Genomic DNA, 14,152 nt, shown 5'->3' on the forward strand with positions numbered 1-14,152 from the left:
TAAAATAATTTGAAAATCATAACTAATGTTACACACTAAATATTTTTTGAGTGATATAAGTTATAAGAAATTTAAAATTATCCGCGAGATGTAATTTCTAATAGATGATAACCAAATTGAGTTTGTACTGGACCATGAACTTTATGAAGCTCATCGTTAAATACTACTTTGTCAAATTCAGGAACCATTTGACCTTGCGAGAAAGATCCCAAATCACCACCTCTTGCGCCTGATGGGCATAAAGAGTGCTTTTTAGCAGCTTCTTCAAAAGTTATTTTACCTTCAGATATATTATTTTTGATCTCGTTACACTCGTTTTCAGATTGTACAAGTAAATGTCTAGCAGAAGCTTTCATAATTATTGTTCCTTTAGTTTGAAATGTTACTATTGTAAATTACGAGGTCAAGGATATATTATTTGAGAGATTTTTTCAAGTTTAGTGTTGACCCAAGTCTTTAAGCTTACTACCCGAGATAAGATTATCTTCTATTTTTTCTAGACTCACACCCTTAGTTTCAGGGACAAATAGTTTAAGAAATACTATTGCAATTATACAAAATATTGCATAACTCACAAATAGCATTGGTTTTCCCCAAACACCACTACCCATAATGACATTAGAGTACGCAACTACTATCCATACAAATGTCCAGTTCACTATTGTTGTAATAGTCATACCTATTTCACGAACTTTTTGTGGGAAAATTTCCGAACATAGAATCCAAGCAACAGGTCCCCATGAGCAAGCAAATCCAAATATATAAACTAAACATGAAATCAGTAATATATATTTCGGAATTTCAGAATGTACTCCCGCAATGTCAATCACATAGAAACATATAGCTACAACTAATAATGCACCAGCCATTATCGTAGCACCAACAGTGAGTAGTTTTTTTCTACCCCATTTTTCTACCCATCTGATTGCTGGAAAAGTAGATATAAAGTTAACAAAAAATACCGCTAAGCCTGCTAATATAATGTTTAAACCAGCACCTTGTAAGAAAGTTGGCGCATAATAAATCATTGCATTAATACCAACCAGCTGTTGAAACATTTGAATAATTACACCAACGACAAGAATCTTCCAAAAATACGGTTTATTCAAAGTATTTTTGATAGGCTCACCTTTTTGACTATTTTTATGTCTAATAATACTTAGTTCTGCTTCTATCTCGTCACTATTTCTTAATCTTGCTAAAACTTCTCTAGCTTTTTCTTCATCACCACGCATCATCAACCATCTTGGGCTTTTTGGCAAAAAGAAACATCCTAACGTCATCAATAAAGCAAATAGAGTAATAACAGAAAACATCATCACTAGAGAAATTTGCGTATGCCCTGCTAACTCTACAATTACAACATTAACTAAACATATAAGGAAGATACCAAATGTTATCATTAACTGGAATAATGACGACATAGCCCCTCTTATTTCAGTTGGGGCTGTTTCTGCTAAATATAAAGGTGTCGCAAAAGATGCTAAACCAACACCAAATCCCAATAAAAATCTGCAAGCTGTCAGTATACCTAATGGAGGTAAAATAGAAGAGATTAAAGCCCCTAATAAAAATGAGAACCCTGCGATAATTAAGGTGTTTTTACGACCCACAAACCTTGTAAAAAAACCACTACATATAGTTCCTAATATACCACCATAAGCAAGTATTGCATTAAATTTGCCTTCACTAATGCTTCCTGGAACCATCCCGTACACATGATCCAAGGTAGTTCCCGCGTTCGCAATAAAACCTTGATCTAGACCGAAGAGTAACCCACCTAAGGCTGCAATTATAGCTATTAAAAAGACTATTCTTTTATACTCACTATTTGAACTCATTATTTTTTCCTTATTTTATAATTTGATTTATTAACGCCCAATTCTAGCTAAAGATTTCCCACTTCTAAGATTATTCTCTATCTCCTCAAGGGATACACCTTTTGTTTCAGGTACAAAAAACTTAACAAAAAATATACATACTATACAAGTTATAGCAAAACCAAAGAAAGTACTGCCAGGATAGAAGGTTAACCATGTTAAAGCAAAATTACCTATAATAGCATTACATATCCAATTACTCATTGTCGATGCTGTAATACCTAAATCCCTACCCTCTATTGGCTGAATTTCAGAACATAAGATCCAAATAACAGGTCCCATAGCTATAGCAAAACCAAAAATAAACAGTAAACAGAAAATCAAAGAAACCCACTGCAATGTTTGAGATAAGACCATAGCTTGATCATATACAAAGTGAGTCTTAAAAATAGTTCCAACGACTAAACATGACAGTATCAATAATGTCAGTCCAAAATATAAGATAGGTTTTCTACCAAACCTATCAACATATTTGATTGCTATAAATGTCGTAAGCATGTTTAAAAGACCTATAACAATAGTAGAAGTTGCTGGATTAGTAAACCCTGCCATTTTGAATATATCTGTCGAATAATACATAAAAGCATTCATACCAGTAAACTGTTGAAAAGCTTGTAATGCCATACCCAATAATAGAACTTTTATAAAGAACGGTTTTCTAAGCATTGCAAAAGGGCTCACTCCCTTATGTGTAGTTTGCTTAATTTCATCAAATTCTTTTAAAGCTTCAACATCTGTAGTTCTTATTTTCTTTAATACTACTTTTGACTCTTCATCTTCACCTACCAAAACCAACCATCTTGGACTTCTAGGTAGAGTTAGACATCCGAAAAACATAACAACTGAAGGCACTGCTAAAACTGTTAGCATAATTCTCCAAGAACCAGTACTCTCGAGGGCAGAATTAGTTAAAAAGACTAAAAATAAACCTATAGTAATCATTAACTGATAAAGAGCTATAAGAGCACCTCTATACTTTTTAGGAGCTATCTCAGACAAATATAAAGGAGCAATAAACGAAGCAATACCAACGGCTATACCTAACACAAATCTCGATAAAATAAAGGTTTCATAATTTGGTGAGATTATTCCAACAATAGTAAAAACTGAGAATATTGCTGCTGCTATTAGCAATACTTTTCTACGCCCAAACTTTTTAGATAAAAATCCACTGAATAAGGCCCCGGCTGCGGCTCCAATCAATAAAACACTTGAAACATGTCCTCTTTGAGATATATCAAGATTAAATGTCTCAGCTATGAAGTGCAAAGACCCATTAACATAACCAATATCCATACCAAAAAGTAATCCGGCTAAAGCAGCTATTAACGCCACTCTAATAACAACAAAGTTCATTTCCCCAGACTTCATATATAATTACTCCTCGACACTAGTAATTTAAAAAACATACTAGCTCATGATATACTAACTTTAAATCATAAAACAACAGATTTTATTATCTCTCATGAATATTTCACATAAATTAGAAAACATCAAACTTTCTCATCGCCGTAAAAACATCCTCACAAATGAATGGATTTTAGTATCACCACATCGTTTAAATAGACCATGGCAAGGCCAGTCTGAAGATGTAATAAAGGATACTCGCCCGGAATATGATGAGAGTTGTTATCTTTGCCCGACAAATACGCGAGCTAATGGTGAAAAAAATGCAGATTTCAAAGATACTTTTATTTTTGAAAATGACTTTTCAGCACTATCAAAAGAAAAGCTTGATTCCAATTTAGAAATAAATGATGACCTTTTCCAGGTAAGTGGTGCAAATGGTGTTGCAAAAGTTTTATGCTTTTCAGAGAAACACAATCTTACAATGGCTTCGATGCAAGAGAAAGACATTACAAAAGTTGTAAAGCTTTGGGGCAAAGAAGTTGCTGAACTTAGTAAGACATACGAGTGGGTGCAAGTTTTTGAAAATAAAGGTGCTATTATGGGATGCTCAAACCCTCACCCACATGGGCAAATTTGGGGTTGTGATTTTTTACCCACAGAGGCTTTAAAAATTAAAGCATCTCAACAAGCTTATTTTGAAAAAAATAACTCAAATATGTTGCTTGACTACGCTCAAAGAGAGATGGCAGAAAATGAGCGAATTGTTTACCAAAATGATGATTGGCTAGTTGTAGTACCCTTTTGGGCAACATGGCCTTATGAAACGTTAATATTGCCTAAGTTTCACTGCTCACACTTAAATCATTTAAATGAAGTTCAACAACAGAGTTTATCAAATGCGTTAAAATCCATTCTTGTTAAGTACGATTCTTTATTTAACACTTCATTCCCATACTCAATGGGCTGGCACGGTTCTGTAAATGCAGTAGAATGTGATTACTGGCAACTTCATGCTCATTTCTATCCCCCTCTACTTCGTTCTGCTAGTGTTAAAAAATTTATGGTTGGATTTGAAATGCTTGCAGAATCTCAACGCGACATCACACCTGAATTGGCAGCAAAAGTTTTACGAGAGCTATAATCATGAACAATACTACGAATAACATAATCAACAATCTTCACAATGATTTTAGAGAGCTATATGAGAAAGAACCTTCTATTTACTATTCACCGGGAAGAGTAAATCTTATAGGTGAGCATACAGATTATAATTGTGGCTTTGTAATGCCATTTGCAATAAATATGGGTACATATATAGCTATTGCAAAAAGAGATGATGACTTAGTCCGTGTATATAGTAAAAACCTTAATGAAAAAAAATCGTTCATCTTAGAAGAGGTTCAAGAAAAAATAATCAACTCTTGGGACAACTATATAAAAGGCGTTTTTAATATCATAGCTAAAGACTACGGTAAAAAAACTCAAGGCGTTGATATTTATATTTATAGTGATTTACCATTTGGTGCTGGTTTATCTTCATCAGCTTCATTAGCCACTGCACTAGCTTTTGCTTATAATGATTTATTAAACTTAGATTTAAAAGATATAGAGCTTGCAACAATCGCTCAACAGGTAGAGCACCGTTATATAGGTACAAATTGTGGCTTACTTGATCAAATGGCTTGTATTCTTTCTAAAGAAGATATGACTACGATGATAGATTGTGATACATACAAGCATAAGAATATCCCTCTTGATTTAGAAGATTTAACATTGCTGATCGTTGATACAAATATAAAGCACAACCTAGCAGAATCAGCTTATAATGATCGCCGTAAAACTTGTGAAAATATAGCTAGATTTAATAACATCAAATCGCTTAGAGAGTTAAATATTGAAAACCTTACAGTAACAAAAGAAAGCTTCAGTAAGGATGACTATAGTTTAGCTAAGCATATCTATACTGAAAACCAACGAGTTTTAGATGCTACAGAAGCTATGAAATACAAAAACTGGAAAAAGCTTGGTGAACTAATGTATCAGTCTCACTATTCATTAAAAGATGATTATAAGGTCAGTTGTAATGAGCTTGATTACTTGGTTGAGTTATCTGAAAGTTTTGATGGTGTTCATGGTGCTAGAATGACTGGCGGTGGTTTTGGTGGTTCTACAATTCATCTTGTTCCAAAGAAGGTTGTTGAAGAATATAAAGCATATTTAGAAAAATATTATTATGATAGGTTTAAAATAAAGCCTTTGTTCTATATGTCTAAAGCTTGTAATGGAACTCATAAGATCTAATACAACCTACAATTGGTATAAATTCCTAACCCTCAACACAATCTAATAATAAATCCACAAAAGAAACATATTTTAACTTACCATGATGGCTTAAACCTATTTGGCAAGACCTATTGAAACTCACTCCTATATCACAGTCTTTAATCTGAGACTGCAAACCCGATAAGCTACTAGCATTTAACTCCGGTACACTAAAGCCCTTATCACCAGCAAAACCACAACAATATATCATTTCAGGAGTTACAACTTCATTTGCACACTTATTTAAAACATCAATATATTTTTGATCGATACTTTGCTTCCTAGTTGAACAGTCAATATGCAAAGCGATACTTTTATACTTTTGCCTAATGTTTAAAGTATCAAGGTTTTCTAAAATCAGCTTATTTAGATCGACTATTTCCACACCATTATGTTTAGCAAAATTTGAGCATGAGCTATTATCAATAACAGCCACATCATACGGAGTATAGTCAATTTCTTGTAAATCCTTTTCAATCACTTTCTCTTGAGTAACATTTCTCATTGAATTATACATTTGACCACAACATTTACTATTTACATCTGTAGGATACTCAACATCATAGCCTAACTTTTCAAGAATTAGCTGACTTGGGTACTTCATTGAATCATTAGCTGATGAGAAAATCCTATTTGGACAAGCTGGTAAAAGCAGTGCTTTTTTAACTTTTGATTTATTTGAAATAGACGGGTTAGTATTTGCAAAAATATCACTTTGAGCTTTTGGCATAGTATCTAGGTAAATAGGGATAGCCTTAAACTTACTATGTACAGCTTTTGTAATATTTTGCAGATTTTCTTTGCCAACTATTTGTGCAGCAACATTACCTATTTGAACTTTAAGTTTGGCTGCTGAAATTTCTTTAGCATGATTTACAGACTTATTTGCTTCTGCTTTTTGGCTCAAAATAAAACTACCAGTATCAATATCTACTGGGCACCGTGTTTTACAAAGACTCGTAGTAGCACAGGTTTTTATACCATAATACTCAAAATCTTGTTGCCATTTTTCTTTTTCTGCTCCCTTGAGAGTATTGATCTTACGAGCAACAGTATTTCTCTGTCTTGGCGTCAGACTAAGATTGCGTGATGGGCAAACAGGCTCACAAAAACCACATTCCATACACTTATCAATTTGCTCATCTACATTATTTAGCTCTTTAAGATTTTTCGTATGTAGGTTTTTATCTTTTGTGATTTTAACATCAGGGTTTAAAATATGCTTAGGATCAAAAAGACTTTTAATCTGCCACATTATATCCCAACACTTCTCACCCCACTCTACTATTGCAAATGGTGAAATATTTCTTCCACTACCATGCTCTGCTTTAAGCGAACCATTATATTTACCAGCAACAACATTTGTAAGCTCTTTCATGAAATTATCATAATTTATAAGCTCATCTTCATTGTTGAAATTTGGCGTAAGTACAAAATGAATATTACCTGCTAAAACATGCCCAAATATAGCAGCATTATTATAGCTATATTTCACAAACATCTTTTTTAGATCTACTATCAAAACTGGTAAATCTAAAATATTCACAGCAATATCCTCGATTAAAACAGTCGTACCGTCAGGTCTTGCTCCAGCAATAGTTGGTAGCACACCATTTCTAGTTTTCCAAAGCGTTTGCATTTGAGCTTCATCAGTTTTAAAACCAACCTGATGGGTAATCTTTGCACCATCTATAATGCTCTCTACAATCTTTAACTTTTGTTGAAGCTTTTGTTGATCTTCCTCGGCCAATTCTACCATTATAGCTGCGGTATTTTGATCAACTAATGGGATTAAAAATGGTTTTAAATCAGCTTGATTTTCTACAGATTTAAGTGATTGATAATCTAGCAACTCAACAGATGAAACATTTAACGGCTCAAGTTTAGTAGTAAGTGCCACGAGATCATCTAGTTTTCCATAGATTAAATTTAAAGCCCTACTTTCATAATCTGGAACAGTGTTTAAAGTAACTTCACTTACAAAGCCTAAAGTACCTTCTGAACCAATTATAAGCCTTTCAATTATTTTAATTGGATCTTCAAAATCTAAAAATGCGTTTAAGCTATAACCACTTGTATTTTTTATAGCAAATTTTTTCCGAATAAAACCTTCAAGTTCTTTATCTTGTTTTATAGTATTACGAATAGTCGATAGCTCTGTAATAAAATCACTTTTAGAATTTAGAAAGTTTTTTATACTATTTTCATCTTTAGTATCTAATACTTCTCCATCTGCAAAAATAATTTTTAACGAATCAATTGTTGCATAGGAGTTTCTTGCTGTACCACAACACATACCACTTGAGTTATTAGCTATAATTCCACCAATTTTAGCAGAATTAATTGATCCAGGATCTGGACCTATTTTCTTTTTGTGGATTTTAAGGTATTTATTAGCTTGAGCTCCGATTATACTTGGTTGTAGTTTTATAAGTGTACCATCAGTACTTACCTCATAATTAAGCCAACTATCTGCCGCGAGTATTACAAGTACTTCATCTGTCACCGCTTGCCCTGATAAGCTAGTTCCAGCAGTTCTAAATGTAAGTTTTATTTGCTCTGAATTTGCAAGCTTTAATAGTTGTTTGACCTCTTCATCCGTGCGTACAATTAAAACTAGTTTTGGTACCATTCGGTATGGACTAGCATCTGTAGAGTATGCATAGCGGAGAAGTTCATTTTCTATTATTTGTGATGAATTAATATATTTTGATATATTAGATTTAAAGTTTTTTAGCATGAAGAAAGTAGTCAAAAATATTTACTTCTTAGATTATACAAAATAAGTGTGATTATTAGAAGTTACCTTATAATCTTTGATTTTTTTTATTTTATGATAAAAACACTCTATGGTTCAAACAATATAGCTCGTATGTTATGATAATTGATTAGTAAAAATAACAGTTAAACTATAAAAAATGACGATACTTGAAAGAATATCCCGAACTGGGTATTGGAGTGACTTTTATATTTACCCTTTATTTATACTTTTATTTATAGCTATAGGAATAAAGTATATATCAATAAATACATTTATAATTCCCTTACTCTACATATTTGGAATTATCTTTTGGTCTTTTATTGAGTACATAGTGCATCGTTTTCTATTTCATCGCTTTGCTTTTCTTAAAAAACTCCATGATGCTCATCATAATAAACCTACTGAATTAATAGGTACTCCAACCTATATGTCTTTGCCCATTTATACAGTAATGATGTTTCTACCTTTATATTTGTTCTTTGGGCTAGGTATTTCATCTGTAATTTATAGTGGTATTTTAACAGGCGCCTTTCTATATTTTTTTATTCATCATAGCACTCATCACATTAAATCTAGGAAAGGTGCTCTACTTTTTTACTTTAAGAAACACCATTCTTTACACCATCTAGATTCAACACAAAACTATAGTGTTACTCTACCTATATGGGATAGAATTTTTAGAACTAAAAAATAAGTAACTTGCTATATAGAACTGCTTATAAAAACATATGACCAGTCAGCCTATAAATTTACTAAAGTGAATTTTCTTAGCTAAAAGCCTTATTTCTTCAGTATTCTTAAAATTTAATTTATATAACCAAGTTTTAATTTTTTGTAATTCCTGTTTTTACATCATAAGCTACAGCCCAGGTAACTATATTATTTTCTTTCATATAATCAGAACTCCAAGGTAAATCATTTGCAGTAGCTCCATTTTTAGGAAGGAAAATATAAGCATCTACAGTAAAACGATCTTTTTTGACCTTACTATACTCAATAGCTATATATTTAAATTTCCAGTCATTTTGCTTATTTGTAATATTCTCATTAGATGCACTCCAACTAACTTTAGAAGAAGATGATTGACCAAATATGCTTGCTTCTAAAGTGACACTTTGATCTGTCAATACTTTATGAGACTTTTCATTTGTTATAGTATAACCACCTTCTTTAGTAACATTTGTAGGTATCTTGACCATCTTAACATCATAATATTTATTTCTATCCTCATCAGCTTTTGAAACCCAGTTTAAAACCAAATCATTCTTTTCTAGGTTTTTGATATCTTCACTATTTGGAAAAGATGGCAAACCTTTTGTAACTGTTGAATATGTATCTCTTTTCTTAAATTTATCTAAAATTTTAGAGGGTTTAGTTATATCAAAAGTTATATCTGTTAACCCTGAGTTTTTAGGAGTATCCGCAAAAACAAAATCAACAATAGGGTAATTTATGTGTGTATTATCTTCTTTATCATATATGTTGATAGGCTTGTTTGAACTATAATTATATTCAATAAACTTATAAAGTTTACTTCCATATGAACGAGCCTGTCCAACAACCCAAGCAGATTTTTTTCCATATGACTGTGTAGTAAATTCCATACTTGATTTTTTGCTACTAGTAATCTTATTACTATCTACTCCTGATTGTGTTAAATTATAAGTAACACCTCCCGAGAAAGGACCTGCACTTCTTCCTAAAGTAACTGAACTTGATAATGAAAAAGATGAAGTATCAATTCCTGTATCAGCTTGACTGTTAGCTATTACAAAAGATGAAGCAACCCAAGCAGCTGTACTATCTTTATATCTTGGAGGAGCTCCAAATACAACACCTGTAGGAGTGAATCTAAGAGGGTTAAATCCTTTATCATCTACAATTGATGCGGGATTGTCTTTGTCTAACTTATATTTCGATGATGTAGTATCATAATATTTAGCACCACTTCCATACCACTCTCCACCAAAAACTTTTAAATGTTTTAAGTATTCATCTCTACTACTTGATTTTGTATACGGATATATTATTCTAGGAACTGTAGCTCTATCGCCTCCAAACAAGTATCCTTTGAGATCTTTGTGAAAATAGTTATCTAAAGATAGGTTTTCCCCAGACTTATCCTTCGATATAATTTCAATAAACTCGACCACATTCTTCATATGATTGGTTGATGATTGTTGTTCTGTATTTGTATAATGAGCCAAAATAACAAAACCAGGTACTCCTCCATTATCATGAACAAACTTTATATCAGTAATCTGTAAACCTGTAAGTTTTTTACCCTCTTCATTACTTATTTTAACTGTGGATTGTCCTGTTTTTTCTAAAGAATTATTATCTCTTACTTTATACATTTCTGCTCTTATTGTATACCCAGACCCATCATGAGTTGTACCAAAAACAACAACATAGTCTGATCCAGGGATTCTTCTTATTTTTAAAGTATTTTTATGTTTATCTTTAAATATAGGAAGTATTCTAGCACAACCACTTTCTTTAAGGTTTCCATTAACTGGATCATCTCCAATTAAAACACAAGCTTTTGGACCTCTATCAGTGTCATAAACTGCAACAAATTTTGTATCTGAAAGTGCTGCAAAACCATAGTACTCTCTTGCCGGTAAATTGTAATAATTATCCCAAAGGCTTCCTCCTCCAACGACTTCACTTATTTTATTGCTATATAAATACATATTAGAGTCATTGTGCCTATGGAGATTAAATATTCTATCAGCTGTTACCGTAGCATGATCATACTCTGCATACTTTAATTTTTCATGTTCAGCTTTAGAGTCCATCAATAATTTTCGACTTTTATAATCAATAGTACCATCACTATTTAAATCAGCCTGCCATAATCCAGGTTCGGTACCATACCCAGGTCTAGTTTCCCATAATATCTCACCAGGTATTCTAATTGAATTATAAGAATCTCTTAATGCGTATTCATCACTAAGCCTATTACTATCTCCAAATGCCATACACACAGAACAAGCACTAAAACATAGTGATATTAAAGTTTTTTTCATTATTTAAAACCTATTAAAGCAATCAACATTAAATAAATAACAACAACCTTTCTTTATTATTCAACATATTTTAATAAAATTAAATAAATAAATCCATAAATCTATAAATAAAAATAAATAAAAAATTAATTCTAATAAACATAAAAGCCAACAGAAATAAAAGTATTAGGAGTGAACTTACATCTAAATAAAGACTAAAAAAGATAAAATATTATATTTAGATCTTAATAAAATGAATTCTCCTAGCTAAAAGCCTTATTTCTTGGGTATTTTTAAAATTGGATTTGTATAACCAAGTTTTAATTTTTTTATTGCTTCCTTGTTGTAGCAGACAAACATATATCCAATTATTTATAATGATACTTCTTTTTATATCCCAAAAATCACTTTGCTTATTATCAATACATATACTGATAGTGTTTGGATATTCATCATCTATGATAATTGCAGTGATATTTTTACTAGCTGACCCTATAGTTTCAAGAAATATAGACAACCCGATTAATATACTACCTAATATTAGCATCGGATAATTTCCTCTGAAATATACACCCAGAACAAATGCTGTAAAAACTAGCATGAGCAAATAGACAACCTTACGATAATTATGATTTGTATTTAGGTATATAGTATTCATCAGAATTTACATTAGATCATAACCTAAAGATCTTAATGCCCTATCATCATCAGACCAACCACTTTTAACTTTTACAAAAGTTTTCAGATTTACTTTCATTTCTAGCATTCTTTCAATATCAACTCGTGAATCCATACCTATTTTTTTAAGTTTAGACCCTTTTGCACCGATAACAATACCTTTTTGGCTATCTCTCTCAACCAAAATACTTGCATAAATGTCTACTATTTTTTTCTCTTCATCAACCTTATAACTATCAATCTCAACTGCTATTTGATACGGTACTTCACTACCTATAGTTCGCATAATTTTTTCACGAATTATTTCAGCAACCATAAACTTCATACTTCTATCTGTAACCTGATCCTCTTCAAAAAAGAAATACTCACTTTCAGGTAGAAGTTTTTCTATGCGCGATTCTAGCTCATTTACATTATGACCTTGCTTTGCTGATACATAAATTACATCATAGAAATTCACTTTATCCTTGATAGTGTTTATGAATACAGAAGCCTGCATAGACTTTTGTTTATCAACTTTATTTACCACCAAAAATATTGGGATTTTAGAATCTTTAATTTTACTGACAATATTATCTTCAAGCTCAGTCCACTTATCCATCTCAACTACAAATAAAATAACATCAACATCACGAATCATTGTAGTTGCTGCTTTGTTCATAAATTTATTGATAGCTTTCGGCTCTTTAGTATGAATACCTGGAGTATCAACATAGATAAACTGTGTATCATCTAAAGTCTTAACACCTGTTATCTGATGTCTTGTTGTTTGAGGTTTACGAGAAGTAATACTCACCTTAAACTTTAAAATATTATTTAAGAGAGTTGATTTACCTACATTAGGTCGACCAATAATTGAAATATAACCACATCTTTTCATGTAAGAATAAAAAATATTAGAAAATAATAAAGATTGTAACAGTAATTACTTAGCGTGTCGATTGATGAATTTAGCTAATCTATCCATTGCTTTTTCAAGTTCAACCATTTCATTAGCACAACTAATCCTAGCAAACCCACTTGAGCCAAATGCAACACCTGGCATCATAGCTACAAACTCCTCTTTCAATAAGGCACTACAAAACTCTGTATCACTTTCAAAACTAGTATTTTCAATTAATTTTCTTAAATCAGGGAAAAGATAAAAAGTTCCATGAGCACTTTTTACATCAATATAAGGCATAGATCTTAAACAACTTGTTACAAACTCTGCTTTTTCTTGATAAGACTCTGCAAAATAAAGCAAATCTTGAGCAGGCATATTCATCGCAGTTATAGCTGCATACTGAGAAATAGAACAAGCACAGGTAACAGATTGCGACTGAAACTTTTTCATAGCATCATTGAGTAGCTTTGGTGCAATAGTAAAACCAACTCTCCAACCTGTCATAGCAAAATTCTTAGAAACTCCGCTAGCAATCACATACCTATCAGCTAAATCAGGAGCTACTTCTGTAAGCAATGTAATTTTATGATCGAAAAATAATTGATCGTAAATATCATCACCTATTATCCAAATATTAGGGTACTTTCTTAATAGGTTAGCTAAATCTTCTATACATTTTTTTGAATAAATAAGTCCTGTTGGATTGTTAGGATTATTTATAATTATAGCTTTTGTTTTATCTGTAATGTGCTTTTCAAGATCAGCAATATCTATTTCAAAACCATTTTCAAATTTAGTTTCTACAACTACTGGTTTTGCTCCAGTTAAAGAAACCATTGCAGGATAAGACACCCAGTAAGGTGCAAAAAATATTGCTTCATCACCATCTTCAAGAATACAATTAAAAATATTATGTAAGCTATGCTTAGCACCAGACGTTACACAGACCTGGTCTGCAGCAAAATTTACTCCATACTCTCTTTTATAGTGAGTAACTATAGCTTCTCTAAGTTCTTTCAAACCATCAACATTTGTATACTTCGTGATATTAGAATTTATAGCTTCTATACCTGCCTCTTTTACAACATCTGGCGTATTAAAGCCAGGTTCTCCAACCGCTAATGATACTACATCGTTACCATCATCTTTTATCTGTTTAGCTAACGCTGCCATTGCATTTGTCGCTGAAGGAGCTACATTTTGAATTTTTTTATTTAAAGAAGCCATGTTATATACCTTTAATCAAATTAACTTTTAAAATTTT

Annotated in this window: 11 protein-coding genes; 3 read left to right on the plus strand and 8 right to left on the minus strand. The window is 31.9% G+C overall.

Annotation, left to right across the window (positions count from 1 at the left end):
* Window positions 1–77 precede the first annotated feature (77 nt).
* The 3 genes from FLM55_RS01405 to FLM55_RS01415 all read right to left on the minus strand — a co-directional run bounded on the left by FLM55_RS01405 (window position 78) and on the right by FLM55_RS01415 (window position 3,251).
* Window positions 78–356, minus strand: coding sequence for a peptidylprolyl isomerase (locus FLM55_RS01405; protein ID WP_112869923.1), 279 nt, complete (start codon window positions 354–356; stop codon window positions 78–80).
* An 81-nt stretch (window positions 357–437) separates the two neighbouring features.
* Window positions 438–1,841 carry a sugar porter family MFS transporter gene (locus tag FLM55_RS01410; protein ID WP_178947679.1) on the minus strand — a complete coding sequence of 468 codons (1,404 nt, stop codon included), beginning with the start codon at window positions 1,839–1,841 and terminating at the stop codon, window positions 438–440.
* A gap of 30 nt (window positions 1,842–1,871) precedes the next feature.
* Complete coding sequence (locus tag FLM55_RS01415) at window positions 1,872–3,251, minus strand: sugar porter family MFS transporter (protein WP_178947680.1); 1,380 nt, start codon at window positions 3,249–3,251, stop codon at window positions 1,872–1,874.
* Between the two features lie 94 nt (window positions 3,252–3,345).
* Here FLM55_RS01415 and FLM55_RS01420 point away from each other — a divergent pair, with 94 nt between their 5' ends.
* Both FLM55_RS01420 and FLM55_RS01425 read left to right on the plus strand, forming a co-directional pair.
* Window positions 3,346–4,371 carry a UDP-glucose--hexose-1-phosphate uridylyltransferase gene (locus FLM55_RS01420; protein WP_178947681.1) on the plus strand — a complete coding sequence of 342 codons (1,026 nt, stop codon included), beginning with the start codon at window positions 3,346–3,348 and terminating at the stop codon, window positions 4,369–4,371.
* Between the two features lie 2 nt (window positions 4,372–4,373).
* A complete protein-coding gene (locus FLM55_RS01425; RefSeq protein WP_178947682.1) occupies window positions 4,374–5,531 on the plus strand; it encodes a galactokinase in 1,158 nt (385 codons plus the stop codon).
* A 25-nt stretch (window positions 5,532–5,556) separates the two neighbouring features.
* Here the strand turns inward: FLM55_RS01425 and FLM55_RS01430 are convergent, their stop codons facing one another.
* The gene (locus FLM55_RS01430; protein WP_256868893.1) at window positions 5,557–8,307 is read right to left on the minus strand and encodes an FAD-binding and (Fe-S)-binding domain-containing protein; all 2,751 of its coding nucleotides are present in this window, start codon (window positions 8,305–8,307) and stop codon (window positions 5,557–5,559) included.
* 163 nt (window positions 8,308–8,470) lie between these two features.
* Between FLM55_RS01430 and FLM55_RS09560 the strand changes: the two genes are divergently transcribed.
* On the plus strand, window positions 8,471–9,007 hold the full coding sequence (locus FLM55_RS09560; RefSeq protein ID WP_373193962.1) for a sterol desaturase family protein: 537 nt from the start codon (window positions 8,471–8,473) through the stop codon (window positions 9,005–9,007).
* A gap of 130 nt (window positions 9,008–9,137) precedes the next feature.
* Here the strand turns inward: FLM55_RS09560 and FLM55_RS01440 are convergent, their stop codons facing one another.
* From FLM55_RS01440 to FLM55_RS01455, 4 genes are all read right to left on the minus strand, one after another.
* Window positions 9,138–11,345 (minus strand): hypothetical protein, encoded by a 2,208-nt coding sequence (locus tag FLM55_RS01440; protein ID WP_178947684.1) that lies wholly within the window; start codon window positions 11,343–11,345, stop codon window positions 9,138–9,140.
* Between the two features lie 217 nt (window positions 11,346–11,562).
* The gene (locus FLM55_RS01445; protein ID WP_256868894.1) at window positions 11,563–11,982 is read right to left on the minus strand and encodes a hypothetical protein; all 420 of its coding nucleotides are present in this window, start codon (window positions 11,980–11,982) and stop codon (window positions 11,563–11,565) included.
* Window positions 11,983–11,988: 6 nt separating this feature from the next.
* A complete protein-coding gene (era, locus tag FLM55_RS01450; protein WP_178947685.1) occupies window positions 11,989–12,882 on the minus strand; it encodes a GTPase Era in 894 nt (297 codons plus the stop codon).
* 45 nt (window positions 12,883–12,927) lie between these two features.
* Window positions 12,928–14,115 (minus strand): pyridoxal phosphate-dependent aminotransferase, encoded by a 1,188-nt coding sequence (locus FLM55_RS01455; protein WP_178947686.1) that lies wholly within the window; start codon window positions 14,113–14,115, stop codon window positions 12,928–12,930.
* Window positions 14,116–14,152 lie beyond the last annotated feature (37 nt).

Origin of the sequence: Francisella sp. Scap27 (genome assembly GCF_013394105.1) — a bacterium.
Classification (GTDB): Bacteria; Pseudomonadota; Gammaproteobacteria; order Francisellales; family Francisellaceae; genus Francisella; species Francisella adeliensis.

Excerpts from the sequence above, each read along its gene's own strand:
- FLM55_RS01405 (WP_112869923.1), bottom strand. The coding sequence starts at position 356 with ATGAAAGCTTCTGCTAGACATTTACTTGTACAATCTGAAAACGAGTGT.
- FLM55_RS01410 (WP_178947679.1), bottom strand. The coding sequence starts at position 1,841 with ATGAGTTCAAATAGTGAGTATAAAAGAATAGTCTTTTTAATAGCTATA.
- FLM55_RS01415 (WP_178947680.1), bottom strand. The coding sequence starts at position 3,251 with ATGAAGTCTGGGGAAATGAACTTTGTTGTTATTAGAGTGGCGTTAATA.
- FLM55_RS01420 (WP_178947681.1), top strand. The coding sequence starts at position 3,346 with ATGAATATTTCACATAAATTAGAAAACATCAAACTTTCTCATCGCCGT.
- FLM55_RS01425 (WP_178947682.1), top strand. The coding sequence starts at position 4,374 with ATGAACAATACTACGAATAACATAATCAACAATCTTCACAATGATTTT.
- FLM55_RS09560 (WP_373193962.1), top strand. The coding sequence starts at position 8,471 with ATGACGATACTTGAAAGAATATCCCGAACTGGGTATTGGAGTGACTTT.
- FLM55_RS01440 (WP_178947684.1), bottom strand. The coding sequence starts at position 11,345 with ATGAAAAAAACTTTAATATCACTATGTTTTAGTGCTTGTTCTGTGTGT.
- FLM55_RS01445 (WP_256868894.1), bottom strand. The coding sequence starts at position 11,982 with ATGAATACTATATACCTAAATACAAATCATAATTATCGTAAGGTTGTC.
- era (WP_178947685.1), bottom strand. The coding sequence starts at position 12,882 with ATGAAAAGATGTGGTTATATTTCAATTATTGGTCGACCTAATGTAGGT.
- FLM55_RS01455 (WP_178947686.1), bottom strand. The coding sequence starts at position 14,115 with ATGGCTTCTTTAAATAAAAAAATTCAAAATGTAGCTCCTTCAGCGACA.